The 14,798-nt window shown below is 37.7% G+C and carries 13 protein-coding genes; 11 read left to right on the top strand and 2 right to left on the bottom strand.

Annotated features, from left to right (window positions below; translation table 11 throughout):
- From AKK44_RS00510 to AKK44_RS00525, 4 genes are all read left to right on the top strand, one after another.
- Positions 1–978, top strand: coding sequence for a nucleoid-associated protein (locus tag AKK44_RS00510; RefSeq protein ID WP_054278051.1), 978 nt, complete (start codon positions 1–3; stop codon positions 976–978).
- A gap of 1 nt (position 979) precedes the next feature.
- On the top strand, positions 980–1,582 hold the full coding sequence (locus AKK44_RS00515) for a lysozyme family protein (RefSeq protein ID WP_054278052.1): 603 nt from the start codon (positions 980–982) through the stop codon (positions 1,580–1,582).
- Between the two features lie 331 nt (positions 1,583–1,913).
- On the top strand, positions 1,914–3,281 hold the full coding sequence (gene nox, locus AKK44_RS00520) for a H2O-forming NADH oxidase (RefSeq protein WP_037594197.1): 1,368 nt from the start codon (positions 1,914–1,916) through the stop codon (positions 3,279–3,281).
- Between the two features lie 83 nt (positions 3,282–3,364).
- Positions 3,365–3,898, top strand: a complete 534-nt coding sequence (locus AKK44_RS00525) for a dihydrofolate reductase family protein (protein ID WP_054278053.1) — start codon at positions 3,365–3,367, stop codon at positions 3,896–3,898.
- A gap of 70 nt (positions 3,899–3,968) precedes the next feature.
- Here the strand turns inward: AKK44_RS00525 and AKK44_RS00530 are convergent, their stop codons facing one another.
- Positions 3,969–4,952 carry an L-lactate dehydrogenase gene (locus AKK44_RS00530; RefSeq protein WP_054278054.1) on the bottom strand — a complete coding sequence of 328 codons (984 nt, stop codon included), beginning with the start codon at positions 4,950–4,952 and terminating at the stop codon, positions 3,969–3,971.
- A 189-nt stretch (positions 4,953–5,141) separates the two neighbouring features.
- On the opposite strand from AKK44_RS00530, the gene gyrA reads away from it, so the two are divergent.
- From gyrA to AKK44_RS00560, 6 genes are all read left to right on the top strand, one after another.
- Positions 5,142–7,589: a DNA gyrase subunit A gene (gene gyrA, locus AKK44_RS00535; protein ID WP_054278055.1), complete on the top strand. Its 2,448-nt coding sequence runs from the start codon at positions 5,142–5,144 to the stop codon at positions 7,587–7,589.
- 5 nt (positions 7,590–7,594) lie between these two features.
- Positions 7,595–8,344: a class A sortase gene (locus tag AKK44_RS00540; RefSeq protein WP_054278056.1), complete on the top strand. Its 750-nt coding sequence runs from the start codon at positions 7,595–7,597 to the stop codon at positions 8,342–8,344.
- A gap of 87 nt (positions 8,345–8,431) precedes the next feature.
- Positions 8,432–8,845 carry an SMU1112c/YaeR family gloxylase I-like metalloprotein gene (gene gloA2, locus AKK44_RS00545; protein WP_054278057.1) on the top strand — a complete coding sequence of 138 codons (414 nt, stop codon included), beginning with the start codon at positions 8,432–8,434 and terminating at the stop codon, positions 8,843–8,845.
- Between the two features lie 121 nt (positions 8,846–8,966).
- Complete coding sequence (locus AKK44_RS00550) at positions 8,967–9,890, top strand: metal ABC transporter solute-binding protein, Zn/Mn family (protein ID WP_408022486.1); 924 nt, start codon at positions 8,967–8,969, stop codon at positions 9,888–9,890.
- Positions 9,887–10,336, top strand: coding sequence for a pneumococcal-type histidine triad protein (locus tag AKK44_RS00555; RefSeq protein ID WP_054278059.1), 450 nt, complete (start codon positions 9,887–9,889; stop codon positions 10,334–10,336). The genes AKK44_RS00550 and AKK44_RS00555 overlap by 4 nt, the downstream gene beginning before the upstream one ends.
- A 171-nt stretch (positions 10,337–10,507) precedes the next feature.
- Positions 10,508–11,479, top strand: a complete 972-nt coding sequence (locus AKK44_RS00560; RefSeq protein WP_054278060.1) for a DUF1002 domain-containing protein — start codon at positions 10,508–10,510, stop codon at positions 11,477–11,479.
- Between the two features lie 129 nt (positions 11,480–11,608).
- Here the strand turns inward: AKK44_RS00560 and AKK44_RS00565 are convergent, their stop codons facing one another.
- Positions 11,609–13,087: a peptide MFS transporter gene (locus AKK44_RS00565; RefSeq protein WP_054278061.1), complete on the bottom strand. Its 1,479-nt coding sequence runs from the start codon at positions 13,085–13,087 to the stop codon at positions 11,609–11,611.
- 153 nt (positions 13,088–13,240) lie between these two features.
- Here AKK44_RS00565 and AKK44_RS00570 point away from each other — a divergent pair, with 153 nt between their 5' ends.
- A complete protein-coding gene (locus AKK44_RS00570; RefSeq protein WP_054278062.1) occupies positions 13,241–14,464 on the top strand; it encodes an aminoacyltransferase in 1,224 nt (407 codons plus the stop codon).
- Positions 14,465–14,798 lie beyond the last annotated feature (334 nt).

Raw genomic sequence — 14,798 nt, forward strand, 5'->3', positions numbered from 1 at the left:
ATGTTAGACATTTATATTAGACAATTGGTCATTCACCAATTTACTCCTAGCGATACCTCATTGATTTTGTCAGATAGCCTAGTCACCATTACACCAAGAATTGATGACTATTTTAGGAAAAAGCTGGCTAAAGTTTTTTCTGATGAGGCTAAACGTGGACAATTTGAAACAGACAATGCTTTCTTTAACTCTTTGACAGGAGACCTTTTGCCAGTTTCTAAGACAATAGCTGGCTTATGGCAAAAGGAATTTGTGATTTCAGAAGATCAAAAGACAAATGATCTCGTCTTTATTCAGTTTGATAAAGATGGCGAGTCCTATCTGGCTTTTTTGAGATTGTCACTCAAAGAAAACTTTGCACATTTACCCAATGATCATGAAAATCCAATAACCATGACTCAAAACAATCTTCCAAGCCCTTCACAGAGTCCTGATGAAGCCTTGGTGGTGCATTTGAGTAACAGACACTATTACCTCATCGAGAAACGTATCAAACATAACGGGAGCTTTGCCAATTATTTTTCGGAAAACCTACTCAAGGTTTCTCCAGAGCAATCTGTTAAAAAAAGCATCACAATGATTGAGCAAACAGCTCAAAAAATCGCCGATAATTTCAATCAAGACGATTTTGCATTTCAATCCAAAATGAAAACTGCTATTTGCAAACATTTAGATGAAGATGCGCAGTTGTCTCCTGAAAAGCTGGCTGATCAATTATTCGATAATAACCTGACAGCCCGCTTATCTTTTGTAGATCAAGTTAAAGAAGTCATTCCTGAACCTATTTCAGTCAGTGATATTGATCACTCTAGGCAGATTAAAAAGCGAGAAAACCAAAAATTATCACTGTCAAATGGCATTGAATTAATCGTTCCAAATGCTATTTACCAAGATGCGGAGTCAGTTGAGTTCATTCTTAATGATAATGGCACTTATTCTATATTAATCAAGAACATAGAGGATATTAAGAATAAATAACATGTTAAAATGGATAAAGCGTATCATCTTGTTAGCTGGTTTGGTCTTTGCAATTCATCAAGTGATGACTATCCGAGAAAGTGTCCACCGAGTCTTACAGTATAAGCAAATGGTGGAGCACTCACTATCAGAGAGTCATATCAGAGGAAATGTGGATCTTGTTCTAGCCATGATTTATACAGAGACCAAGGGCGGTCAAGTAGATGTGATGCAATCGAGTGAAAGCGAATCAGGGGAAACCGGATCAATCACCGATAGCCAATCAAGTATTGAATCAGGGGTCGCTTTACTGTCTCATAATTTAGTTTTAGCACAAGAAGCAGGAGTCGACTCTTGGACAGCGGTCCAAGCATACAACTTCGGGACTGCTTATATTAATTACGTGGCTAATAATGGTGGTGAAAACACTTTGGAACTGGCGAAAACTTACTCAAAAGATGTTGTTGCTCCTAGTTTGGGGAACCATTCCGGAGAAACGTATTTTTATTATCACCCCTTAGCCCTAGTATCCGGTGGAAAACTCTATAAAAATGGTGGTAATATTTATTACTCAAGAGAAGTGCACTTTAATCTTTATTTGATTGAACTCATGAGCCTTTTTTGAGTAATTAGGTCGTTTGGAGCCAAAAAACGGCAAATAAAAGAATAATAAGCTACATTGATTACTTTTAGAACATTTTTTAAAAATTCAGGAAAAAGTCGTTATTTTTCGATAAAATATATTTAGAAGCTCTTCTAAATCCAAAAATTACTAACTATTGTTGTTAAATACTCATAATTCATGAGTTATTTAGGAACAATAGTTTTTTAGTTCAAAGAAATAGAATTTTTTTAAAAAATAAATCTATTAAAAACGAAGCAATATATTTGGAAGCGCTTTTCATATGTGATATAATAGAGTCCTAATATAAATAATGTGAAAAGAGGAACGAAATATGAGTAAGATTGTTGTTGTTGGTGCAAATCACGCCGGTACAGCTTGTATTAAAACGATGCTAACAAACTATGGTGATGCTAACGAAATTGTTGTATTTGACCAAAACTCAAATATCTCATTTTTAGGCTGTGGTATGGCACTTTGGATTGGTGAGCAAATTGCTGGTCCTGAAGGGCTATTCTACTCAAACAAAGAAGAGTTAGAGTCACTCGGTGCTAAAATTTACATGCAGTCTCCAGTTCAATCTATTGATTATGATGCCAAAACAGTTACTGCTCTTGTAGAAGGCAAAGAACATACTGAATCATATGACAAATTAATCTTTGCGACTGGTTCACAACCAATCTTGCCTCCAATCAAAGGTGCTGCTATCAAAGAAGGTTCTTTAGAGTTTGAAGCAACACTTGAAAACCTTCAATTCGTTAAATTGTATCAAAACTCACAAGACGTTATTGAGAGATTGAAAAACAAAGATGTTAACCGTGTAGCAGTTGTCGGTGCAGGCTACATTGGTGTAGAATTAGCAGAAGCTTTCCAACGTAAAGGTAAAGAAGTTGTTCTTATCGATGTTGCTGAAACATGTCTTGCAGGCTACTATGACCGTGACTTGACTGAAATGATGGCTAAAAACATGGAAGACAACGGCATTCAATTGGCATTTGGTGAAACTGTTCAAGAAGTTGCTGGTGATGGCAAAGTTGAAAAAATCATTACTGATAAAAATGAATACGATGTTGACATGGTTATCCTTGCAGTTGGTTTCCGTCCAAACACAGCGCTTGGTGGCGGCAAATTAGAACTCTTCCGTAATGGTGCATTCGTGGTTAATAAACATCAAGAAACATCAATGCCAGGTGTTTACGCTATTGGTGACTGTGCAACAATCTATGACAATGCAACTCGCGACACAAGCTACATCGCTTTAGCATCAAACGCAGTTCGTACAGGTATCGTAGCGGCTCATAACGCATGTGGTACAGATCTAGAAGGTATCGGTGTTCAAGGGTCTAACGGTATTTCAATTTATGGCCTACACATGGTATCAACTGGTTTGACACTTGAAAAAGCAAAACGTCTAGGATTTGATGCAGCTGTTACTGAGTATACTGACAATCAAAAACCAGAGTTTATTGAGCATGGCAACTTTGAAGTTACAATTAAGATTGTTTACGATAAAGAATCACGTCGTATCCTTGGTGCACAAATGGTGTCTCGTGAAGATATCTCAATGGGTATTCACATGTTTTCACTTGCTATCCAAGAAGGGGTTACTATTGAAAAATTAGCCCTAACTGACATTTTCTTCTTACCACATTTCAATAAACCATACAACTACATCACAATGGCTGCTCTAGGTGCAGAATAATCAGTTGTGAAATAAAGATTAAATAACGAAAAAGAGTGATGCCACTTGAGTGGTTAATCACTCTTTTTTGATAAGGAGAAGGCATGGCCAAATTAGTATTGAATATTGCAATGAGTTTAGATGGTTTTATCGCTAGAGAAGATGACAGTTACGATTGGATTAGAGGGCATGGAACGGCCGTCTATGACACAGATTTACAATTTGATAATCAAGCATTTCTTGACAGTTGTGATACTGTTGTTATGGGAAGAAAGGCTTTTGAAGCTTGTGCGATTGATGAAATCGATTATTTTAAAACCAAAAAAGTTTATGTTATCAGTAGAAAATGGCAAAACCACGACCTTCCCAGCTTTGTTACTCTTGAGAAAGACCCAATCAGGCTAATTAAACAGTTAAAAAAAGAAGAAGGACTGATTTGGTTGTTTGGTGGTGGCCAGTTAGTGCAAACCATTTTAGAGTATCGCATGATAGATCATTATATCATCGGGATTATTCCTATTTTACTAGGACAGGGAAAACCCCTATTTTCAACAATGTTAAAATCAATTGAGCTAAAGCTTGTTGAGTCAACAGCATTGGACGGCATTGCAATGTTAAGGTATGACCCTAGAGAGTAATCAAAAACCCTTTATTTCCTGTTTCAGGAAATAAAGGGTTTTTATTTATATTTGATAAGAAGAGATAACTTTAGTTTTTAACTGCAGAAGCAAACTCTTCTTTTGCAAATGCTTCATCAATGATAGCTTTTAATTGGTTAGCAGATGCTTGCATTTGTTTTGTTTCTAATTCGTTCAATGGTATGTTAACTGGACTTACGATACCATAAGCATTAATGATTGCAGGTTGACCAATGTAGCAGTCTGTAACGCCTTCGTATTGACCTTCTTGAAGAACAGATACAGGTAGAACTGCATTTTCGTCATTAAGAATAGCTTTTGTGATACGAGCTAGAGAAACAGCGATACCATAGAAGGTTGCACCTTTTTTGTTGATGATTGAGTAAGCAGCATCACGAACTGATACAAAGAGGTCGTTCAAGTCTTCGTCGCTCATGTTACGGTTTTCTTTCAACCAGTCATCAAGTTTAATACCACCAAAGTTAGCATGAGACCATACAGCAAATTCAGAATCTCCATGCTCACCCATGATGTAGGCATGAATAGAACGCGCATCAACACCAACTTTTTCAGCTAGAGCTTGGCGGAAACGAGCTGAGTCAAGAGAAGTTCCTGATCCAATAACACGTTCTTGAGGGAAACCTGAGAATTTCCATGTTGAGTATGTCAAGACATCAACAGGGTTAGCAGCAACAAGGAAAATACCTTTAAAGCCTGAAGCTACGATTTGTGTTACAACTTCTTTGTTAATGCGAAGGTTTTTCTCAACAAGGTCAAGACGAGTTTCACCTGGTTTTTGTGGTGCACCAGCTGTTAAAACAACTAAATCAGCATCATGACAGTCTGAGTATTCAGCTGCATAAATCTTTTTAGGTGATGTAAAAGCGAGTGCGTGGCTCAAATCTTCAGCATCCCCTTGGGTTTTGTCCTTGAAGATATCGATGATACCAAGTTCTTGCGCAATATTTTGGGTTACCAATGCAAATGCATAAGATGAACCTACGGCACCATCGCCGACCAAGATAACTTTTTTGTGTTGTTTAGTTGCAGTCATGTCTAAACATCTCCTTATATTTATTAGGGCAAAGCCCTTACGATTTTATTTTACCACATTGTGATTTTTTTGTCATGGAATTATACAAAATAATAAAAATAGTTTTTGGTAGCGCTGTAAAAAAGGAAAAAATAAGGGATTTGTGGTATAATTGTAATGAGTTTTGACTAGAAAAGGAGCATTCCTTAAATGCAAGATAGAAATTTAATTGACGTTAATCTGACAAGCGAAATGAAGACAAGTTTCATTGACTATGCTATGAGTGTTATTGTAGCAAGGGCGCTTCCAGATGTGCGTGATGGTTTAAAACCAGTACATCGCCGTATTCTTTATGGGATGAATGAGCTCGGAGTCACTCCGGACAAACCACATAAAAAATCAGCCCGTATCACTGGTGATGTTATGGGTAAATACCATCCTCATGGGGACTCCTCAATTTACGAAGCTATGGTTCGTATGGCACAATGGTGGAGTTATCGCCACATGCTTGTTGACGGACATGGAAACTTCGGTTCTATGGATGGTGATGGAGCTGCGGCGCAGCGGTATACAGAAGCCCGCATGAGCAAAATCGCTCTTGAACTCCTGAGAGATATTAACAAAAATACTGTTGATTTCCAAGATAACTATGATGGTAACGAAAGAGAGCCCTTAGTTTTACCAGCTCGTTTTCCTAATCTATTAGTTAATGGTGCAACAGGGATAGCTGTGGGTATGGCTACCAATATTCCACCCCATAACTTAGCAGAGTCCATTGATGCGGTTAAGCTTGTTATGGACAATCCTGAGTGTACAACGAGAGACCTAATGGAAGTCATTCCAGGACCTGACTTTCCAACAGGAGCCATGGTTATGGGACGCTCAGGAATCTACAGAGCCTATGACACAGGAAAAGGGTCAATAGTTGTGCGTTCGCGTACGGAGATTGAAACCGAAAAAAACGGGCGTGAACGCATTGTTGTCACAGAATTTCCATACGGTGTCAATAAAACAAAGGTTCACGAGCACATCGTTCGTTTGGCTCAAGAAAAACGGATCGAAGGTATTACAGCTGTTCGAGATGAATCTAACCGTGAAGGGATTCGTTTTGTTATTGAGGTGAGACGTGACGCTTCAGCAAATGTTATCTTGAACAATCTGTTTAAACTAACTAGTTTACAAACTAATTTTAGCTTTAACATGCTCGCCATTGAAAATGGCGTGCCAAAAATTCTCTCACTCAGACAAATTATTGACAACTATATTCTGCATCAAAAAGAAGTTATCACACGTCGCACACAGTTCGATAAGGACAGAGCAGAAGCAAGAGCTCATATCTTAGAAGGTTTGCTGATTGCACTTGACCATCTCGACGAAGTGATTGCGATTATTCGTAATAGCCAGACAGATGTCATCGCTCAAGGTGAGTTAATGACTCGCTTTGACCTGTCAGAGCGTCAGAGCCAAGCCATTTTAGACATGCGTTTACGCCGTCTAACAGGTTTGGAAAGAGATAAAATCCAATCAGAATATGATGATTTAATTGCTTTGATTTCAGACTTGATGGATATTTTAGCTAAACCAGAACGTGTTAAAACTATCATTCAAGAAGAAATGAATGAAATTAAGCGCAAATATGCAAATCCTCGTCGTACAGAGCTAATGGTTGGAGAAATTATCTCACTAGAAGATGAAGACCTTATTGAAGAAGAAGATGTTTTAATCACTCTCTCAAATAAAGGCTACATAAAGCGTCTTGCGCAAGATGAGTTTCGTGCTCAAAAACGTGGAGGACGTGGTATTCAAGGAACAGGCGTCAACGATGATGACTTTGTTCGTGAACTGGTCTCAACTAGTACTCACGATACGCTACTGTTTTTCACAAATTTTGGCCGTGTCTATCGCCTAAAAGCTTATGAGATTCCTGAATATGGACGTACCGCCAAAGGACTACCAATTGTCAACTTGTTAAAATTAGATGACGGTGAAACCATTCAAACCATTATCAATGCTAGAAAACAAGACGTCTTAGATAAATTCTTCTTTTTTACCACAAAACAAGGTGTGGTCAAACGAACAAGTGTTACAGAATTCCACAATATCCGTCAAAACGGATTACGGGCGATAACGCTTAAAGACGGAGACGAGTTGATTAATGTGTTGCTCACAGATGGCACAGAAGACATTATTATTGGTACACGCTTAGCTTACTCCGTTCGTTTCAAGGAAGACACCATTCGTCACATGGGACGCTCAGCTGCGGGAGTTCGTGGGGTGAGACTTCGTGATGGCGATGTGGTTGTGGGAGCTTCTCGCATCCAGGACAACCAAGAAGTTCTGATTATCACTGAAAATGGCTACGGCAAGCGTACTAGTGCGGTTGAATACCCGACAAAAGGTAGAGGTGGAAAAGGGATTAAAACCGCTAATATCACCGCTAAAAATGGTCAACTGGCGGGGCTTATGACAGTAGATGGCACAGAAGATATCATGGTTATCACTGATAAAGGCGTGATTATTCGTACTAATGTTACTAATATTTCTCAAACAGGCCGTGCAACCTTAGGTGTTAAGGTCATGCGCTTAGATGCTGATTCTAGTATTGTGACCTTTGCTCTAGTCGAAGCAGAAGAATTCGCAGAAGATAGCGAGGAGTAAACGAGATGTCAAGAAGTCAAAAAACTCGGAAAAGAAGATCAATGTCGGTTCTCAGAAAAACCATAGTGGTTATGTTACTGATTGTTGGCTTGGCTCTTCTCTTTAATAAACCGATTAGAAACACCTTGATTGCTTGGAATTCTAATAAATATCAAGTTAGCAAGGTGACTAAAAAGCAAATCCAAAAAAATAAAGAAGCGAAATCCACGTTTGATTTCAATGCCGTGGCACCAGTCAGCACAGAAAGTGTGCTACAGGCGCAAATGGCAGCACAACAGCTCCCAGTCATCGGTGGAATAGCAATACCAGAACTTGGTATTAACCTACCAATTTTCAAGGGACTAGGAAATGTTGAATTAATCTACGGTGCAGGAACCATGAAGGAAGACCAAGTCATGGGAGGCGATAACAATTACTCATTAGCTAGCCATCATATCTTTGGATTGGTCGGTTCGTCTGAAATGCTCTTCTCACCTTTAGAAAGAGCAAAAGATGGTATGGTAATCTATTTAACGGACAAGGATCGTATTTATGAGTATGTCATTGACACCGTTGCAACGGTTACCCCTGATCGTATTGATGTTATCGACAATACACCAGGTCGCAAGGAAGTGACTTTAGTGACTTGTACAGACTTTGAGGCAACGGAGCGGATTATCGTTAAGGGCCAACTACAAAAAGAATACGAGTTCAGTAAAGCTCCTGCAAAAGTGTTAGAAGCATTTAATCATTCTTATAACCAAGTGTCCAGCTAGGTTTATTGTGTGCAGGACACCATCATAAAAAGAACAAAATCATGTGATACTTGCTTTTGTTCTTTTTTATGCTTGAAAGGAGAAAAGATGCGTTTAGACGCTATCCATCACGTCGCCATTATTGTTTCAGATTATGACCGGTCAAAAGCCTTTTACGTTGATAAACTCGGTTTTGAGATTATTCGTGAAAACCACAGACCAGAGAGGCATGATTATAAATTAGATTTAAAATGTGGTTCTGTTGAGCTAGAAATTTTTGGAAATTCAACGACTGATCCTCACTATCAAGCTCCTCCAAAGCGCATTGGGAGACCCGAGTATGACAGAGAGGCCTGCGGTCTGAGACACTTAGCTTTTCAGGTTGAGTCCATTGAAAGAACAGTTGAGGAATTATCAGCTCTGGGAATCTTTACCGAACCAATTAGACGAGATGATTATACTGGTAAAAAAATGACATTCTTTTTTGATCCAGACGGTCTTCCGCTAGAATTACATGAGTAGCCACAAAGTTAAAAGGTTAATGGTGACCAATAGTAAAAAAATAGCACGTTGACAAGGCTAGAAAAGCGTGTTATCTTAGCAGTTATTAAAATAAATTAAGAGAGACATCATGAATAAAAAAATAGTTAATTGGTTCTTGTCGCTAGTTTTATTAGCGAGCTTAATGGTCCTATCAGCTTGCCAAGGGGGAGCTGCATCAAAACAAAAAGGGCTAGTGATTAAAACGAGCTTTTATCCCATTTATGCCATGGTTAAAGAAATTTCAGGAGACTTAAACGACGTGCATATGGTGGCTAAAAATATTAGTATCCATTCTTATGAGCCTAGTCCTACAGCAGTTGCACGCCTATACGATGCTGATGTGTTTATTTACCATTCAAACATTTTAGAATCTTGGGCTGCGGATTTGGCACCACAACTTGAAGCTAAAAAGGTGACCGTTTTAGAAGGAGCATCACATCTCAAACTAAATAGGGTTCAAGGATTAGAACATGTCAAAGTCAAAAAAGGGATGGATGCCTCTTCTCTAAATGACCCTCATACATGGACTGATCCCATCCTAGCCAGTCAAGAAGCTACGAGTATCGCAAAGCTTTTAGCAAAAAAAGATCCAGAAAATAAAGCCACTTACTTAAAAAATGCCAAACTCTTTCACAAAAAGGCAGAGCAATTAGTGACTGACTATAAATCAAAATTTGAACAGGTCTCCCAAAAAACATTTGTCACCCAACATACCGCTTTTTCTTATTTAGCGAAGCGATTTGGGCTAAAACAATTAGGAATTGCGGGGATATCACCTGAACAAGAGCCTAGTCCTCGTCAGTTAACAGAAATTGATCGTTTTATTAACAAATACGGGGTTAAAACCATATTTGTAGAAAATAACCAATCGGACAAGCTGGCAAAAACTTTGGCTAAAAGTAGTGGTGTTGCTATCGAGGTTTTGCAGCCGCTAGAAACAGCACCTGACAACGATAAATCTTATTTGGAAAATCTTGAGACCAACCTTAAGACACTTTATCGCACATTGGAGAATGAAAAATGATTAAAAAAGCTTATTTATCTGTTTGTTTACTATTAACTGTCATCGCTTTAGCAGCTTGTCAAGCATCTCAAACTAAAACAAACCATCACAACACTTCAAAAACTGCAAAAACGACCCATAAGCAAGAAAAAGCTGGCAAATCAAATACTAAAACACCTGATCAAATTGATAAGGAAGAAGGCATTGACGTTGAACAAGTCGTAGTGTCTATTTCTGACGATGGATTTGTCACCTCTCACGGTGACCATTACCATTTTTACAATGGCAATGTCCCATTTGATAGTATTTTTTCATCAGAGGTGTTAGCACCAGAGGATTATTCGCTTAATACGAGTGATATTATCAATGATGTTAAAAACGGCTACGTGATTAAGCTAGATGATCACTACTATGTTTATTTTACCGATAAAGAGCAGGCGGATAATCTAAGACAAGAAAACGAGTGATCAAAAGCACATTACCAGAGTATTATAAAAAACATGATTTCCTTAAAATACCAGGGAATCATGTTTTTTAGTAGGAGTAAACATTAGATAATGGTCTTATTTTGAAAAACGTGCTAAAATAAGACCATTAAAAATAAGATATAAATCAATTTTAGTATCAACGAGGTCAAAATGAAATATTGTAAATCCATTTTAGTAATGTTATTAGCATTTTTTTCGCTAACGACTGTACAAACAATCCATGCAGCAACGAACAATGTTCAAAAAGTGATTGATGAAACTTATGTTCAACCTGATTATGTGTTGGGCTATTCTTTATCGGCAGACCAGCGCAATCAAACCTTATCTATATTAGGGTATCAAGAAAACTCAGCTGCTAAATTAAAAACGCTTAATACAACAGCCTATGCGCAAATTATGAATGTGGCAGATGATCCTAGTTTACAGCTTTATTCATCAGTAAAAATTAAAAAACTAGGGGCAAGAGAAACCCTAGCGGTCACTATTTTAACACCAGAAAACATCATTAAAGTCACACCAGACATGTATCGTAACGCAGCCATCACTCTTGGGATTCAGCACGCGCACATCAGTGTGGCATCACCTATCCCTGTTACAGGTGAGTCAGCCTTGGCAGGTATCTACTATTCTCTCGAAGAAAATGGCGCCTCGATTCCTGTAGAGTCTAAAGCATTAGCACAGGAAGAACTAGCAGCTCTTTCAGACATTAATGCAGCTAATACAGGCAAAGCAGGCTATGATGCTGATAAATTAAATGTTGCACTAACAGATATTAAGGCAGCTGTCGCCAAGGAAGGCCGTAACATTAGTGAAGAGCAAGTAAGAGAAGTTGTTGACAAAACCTTAGACCATTATGGATTATCAGATGCAGTAACTGCTGACCAGATTAATCTAATTGTTAATTTTGCTATCAATTTATCAAATAGTAAAGTGATTTTTAATGGTGATTTTATCAAAACTCTAGATTCACTGAAAGACAGCATTGTTTCTAAGGCAGGCTCTACTTTTAAGGGGATTGATTTGCATTTTGATGCCAATCAAGCTCTAGAAAAAGGGCAAAGCTTGTGGCATCAATTAATGGACGCTTTGAGAGGCTTTATTGATGAACTCAAAGGAAATTAAATAAAGTAGGATATAATAAAAAAATAGACTTAATCCTTAAGTCTATTTTTTTTGATTTAGTGGTATAATGGTAAGGTTCGTTGAAAGCTAACAAGGATTGGCTAGATAAAAAAGAGCAATTGCTCTTTTTTATCTAATACCAGCCATTAATTTTTCAATACGTGGTGCATAAAGCAATAAGAGGAGACCAAATACAATAGTAGTTGCTCCTACAACACCATAATAAGTGACTTGATGATTAGTGGTGTAGAATTTAACAATTTGTGCGTTAATAGCTTGTGCCGCAGCATTACTTAGAAACCAAATTGACATCATTTGTGCTTGATAAGCCTTTGGAGCTAATTTGCTGGTTACTGACAAACCAATAGGTGAGATTAGCATCTCTCCGACGATAACAATAGCCCAACTCATGATTAGCCATAAAGGACTTACTTTGGCGTTAACTCCAAAGAGTGTTCCAGGAAGCATCATCCATAAGAATGATAGCCCTGCAGCAAATAGTCCATAAGCAAATTTTTTAGATGAAGATGGCTGTCTATTTCCTAATTTAGACCAAATCCATGCAAAGAATGGCACATAAAGCATGATAAAGAGTGGGTTAATACTTTGGAAATAGCTAGATGGGAAATGAATCTGGTGTCCAAAAAGGGTAAAGTACAGACGTGTTTGTTCATCAGCAAATAGTGCTAATACCACAGAACCTTGCTCTTCAATAGACCAAAATAAAATAGAGGCAATAAAGAGCGGGATGTAGGCCCAGACACGTGAGCGCTCAGTTTTACTGATTTTGTCACTAGAGATGATGGTGACAAAGTAATAAATAGGAATTACAAGTGCGATGATGGTAAACACATTAATAATGCTATTGATGGTTAATAAATTAACCAAATGAAGCACAATGAGTAAAGCAACAGTCGCTAATGCTACGATTCCGATTTGTTTTAGGAGCTTGCTTTTTTCTTGGTCATTAAGTGGATCAGTTGGTGTTAAACTTTGTTCAGACAGGTATTTCTTTCCGTCTTTCACGTATTTGACCAATCCTAAAAACATACCAATAGCTGCAAGTGAAAATCCTAGGTGAAAATTGACCTGTTGCCCTAAGTAACCAACTATTGCTGGCGCAATAAAGGCTCCTAAGTTAATCCCAAAAACAAAAATACTGAATCCAGCATCCCGGCGCGGATCGTTATCTTCGTACAAGCTTCCGACCATATCCGAAACATTTGGTTTTAAAAGACCTGTTCCTAAAATAATCAGTGCAATAGAAAGAAATAGGGCTGTGCTACCAAAAGGGGTCGCTAGTGCAATATGACCAATCATGATTAGAATCCCACCATAGAGAACCGTTTTGCGACTCCCTAGGATACGGTCACTAATAAATCCTCCAATAACAGAGGATAAGTAGACCAAAGAACCGTAAATGGCCATAATAGAAGCAGCAGTTGCTTTATCAAACCCTAAACCGCCCTCAGAAACACTATAATACATGTAGTATAGCAAGATTGCTCGCATACCATAGTATGAGAATCTTTCCCACATTTCTGCAAAAAAGAGTGTAGACAGACCACGAGGGTGTCCTAAAAATGTTTTTTCTTCTTTAGTTTTCATTGTGACATAACTCCTTGAAATGACTAAAAAATATTTTACCTTAATAAATTAATTATGTCAAATTGTCAGAAATTACAGGCAATCATGACAATAATTTCGAATAAATAAGTGAAGAAATCTAGACTTTCCCAACAATAAGAACGAGGATATGCAATGACAAACTCAACATTTTACGCCAAAATTGGCATCTCTGCCAAAGAGCATGATCAATTTGTGACACAACACCCACAAATTAACCTATTGCAAAGTAGTGCCTGGGCATCGGTTAAAAAGCAATGGCAAAACGAGCGCATTGGTATTTACCAAGGTGACAAACAAGTAGCTTCAATGTCTGTCTTGATAAGACCTCTTCCAATGGGATTCAGTCTTATCTATATTCCGAGAGGACCCGTTATGGATTATGACAATCTTGAATTGGTCAAATTTACAATTAAAACGTTAAAAACTTATGGAAAAGGTCATAAAGCACTTTTTATCAAATGTGATCCGGCTATTTTGTTAAAGCAATATCAGATAGGAGAAACATCCAGTGAACTTCCAGCCGGACTAAAAGCCATAGAGCATCTAAAAAAAGCAGGAGCGTATTGGACAGGTTTAACGACAGCTATTTCAGAGAGCATCCAACCGCGATTTCAGGCGAATATTCATACCCAAGATGATATCGAAAACACATTTGCAAAGCATACCAAGCGTTTAATGAAGGATGCGAAACGCCGTGGGGTCGAAACTTATCGAGGAAATCAATCTGATATTGAAACGTTCTCCAAATTAGTTGGCCTGACTGAAGAACGTCAAAAGATTTCTTTGCGTAACGAAGCTTATTTTAAATCCATCATGGATATCTACGGTGATGATGCTTATTTGCATATTGCAACCATCAATATTTCTCAAAAATTAGCAGACTACAAAAGCCAATTGATAGGCATCGAGCAAGATATTGCAAGCACAGACCCTCATCAAAAAAAGAGGTTGTCTAAATTACAAGATCAACAACAATCATTGCAAAAATACATTTCAGAATTTGAGACTTATGCAGTAACCTATCCAGATAAGGTAGCAATTGCAGGTATTTTATCAATATCCTATGGAAATGTCATGGAAATGTTATATGCTGGTATGAATGCTGATTTTAAGAAATGCTATCCACAGTATTTACTCTATCCAACAGTTTTTAAAGACGCTCACGAGCATCAAATCATTTGGGCAAACATGGGAGGCGTTGAAGGGACACTTGACGATGGCTTAACGAAATTTAAAGCTAACTTTAATCCGACCATTGAGGAATTTATTGGCGAATTCAACATTCCAGTGAGTCCTTTTTACCATGCAGCTAATAGTTTTTATAAAATCAGAAAATATCTTCGTCATAAGTCTTAAAGAGTCAAAAAAAGCCTAAATCCTTTTTTAAAGAACTTTAGGCTTTTTGATATTATTCCCACTCAATCCTAAGTCAGCCAATTCAACTTTCTTAGGCATTAAAGATTAACTAAGTTGGTATACTCCAAATGCAGATTGGAGATTAAAAGATAGATAATGATACAAACTTGCCATTATTGAGGTCTGTTACTTTTGAAGTGTCTATCCAGAAAGTCAAGACGTTAAAAGATAAATAGAGCTATAGTAAGTACAAGATTATAATATTTTATGTTATGACTTTATGTTGTCCTGATATATTTGATATAATATAATGAGTAAATTTTAATTTTTAGGA

The sequence above is a fragment of the Streptococcus phocae genome (assembly GCF_001302265.1).
Taxonomy (GTDB): domain Bacteria; phylum Bacillota; class Bacilli; order Lactobacillales; family Streptococcaceae; genus Streptococcus; species Streptococcus phocae.

Excerpts from the sequence above, each read along its gene's own strand:
- AKK44_RS00510 (WP_054278051.1), top strand. The coding sequence starts at position 1 with ATGTTAGACATTTATATTAGACAATTGGTCATTCACCAATTTACTCCT.
- AKK44_RS00515 (WP_054278052.1), top strand. The coding sequence starts at position 980 with ATGTTAAAATGGATAAAGCGTATCATCTTGTTAGCTGGTTTGGTCTTT.
- nox (WP_037594197.1), top strand. The coding sequence starts at position 1,914 with ATGAGTAAGATTGTTGTTGTTGGTGCAAATCACGCCGGTACAGCTTGT.
- AKK44_RS00525 (WP_054278053.1), top strand. The coding sequence starts at position 3,365 with ATGGCCAAATTAGTATTGAATATTGCAATGAGTTTAGATGGTTTTATC.
- AKK44_RS00530 (WP_054278054.1), bottom strand. The coding sequence starts at position 4,952 with ATGACTGCAACTAAACAACACAAAAAAGTTATCTTGGTCGGCGATGGT.
- gyrA (WP_054278055.1), top strand. The coding sequence starts at position 5,142 with ATGCAAGATAGAAATTTAATTGACGTTAATCTGACAAGCGAAATGAAG.
- AKK44_RS00540 (WP_054278056.1), top strand. The coding sequence starts at position 7,595 with ATGTCAAGAAGTCAAAAAACTCGGAAAAGAAGATCAATGTCGGTTCTC.
- gloA2 (WP_054278057.1), top strand. The coding sequence starts at position 8,432 with ATGCGTTTAGACGCTATCCATCACGTCGCCATTATTGTTTCAGATTAT.
- AKK44_RS00555 (WP_054278059.1), top strand. The coding sequence starts at position 9,887 with ATGATTAAAAAAGCTTATTTATCTGTTTGTTTACTATTAACTGTCATC.
- AKK44_RS00560 (WP_054278060.1), top strand. The coding sequence starts at position 10,508 with ATGAAATATTGTAAATCCATTTTAGTAATGTTATTAGCATTTTTTTCG.
- AKK44_RS00565 (WP_054278061.1), bottom strand. The coding sequence starts at position 13,087 with ATGAAAACTAAAGAAGAAAAAACATTTTTAGGACACCCTCGTGGTCTG.
- AKK44_RS00570 (WP_054278062.1), top strand. The coding sequence starts at position 13,241 with ATGACAAACTCAACATTTTACGCCAAAATTGGCATCTCTGCCAAAGAG.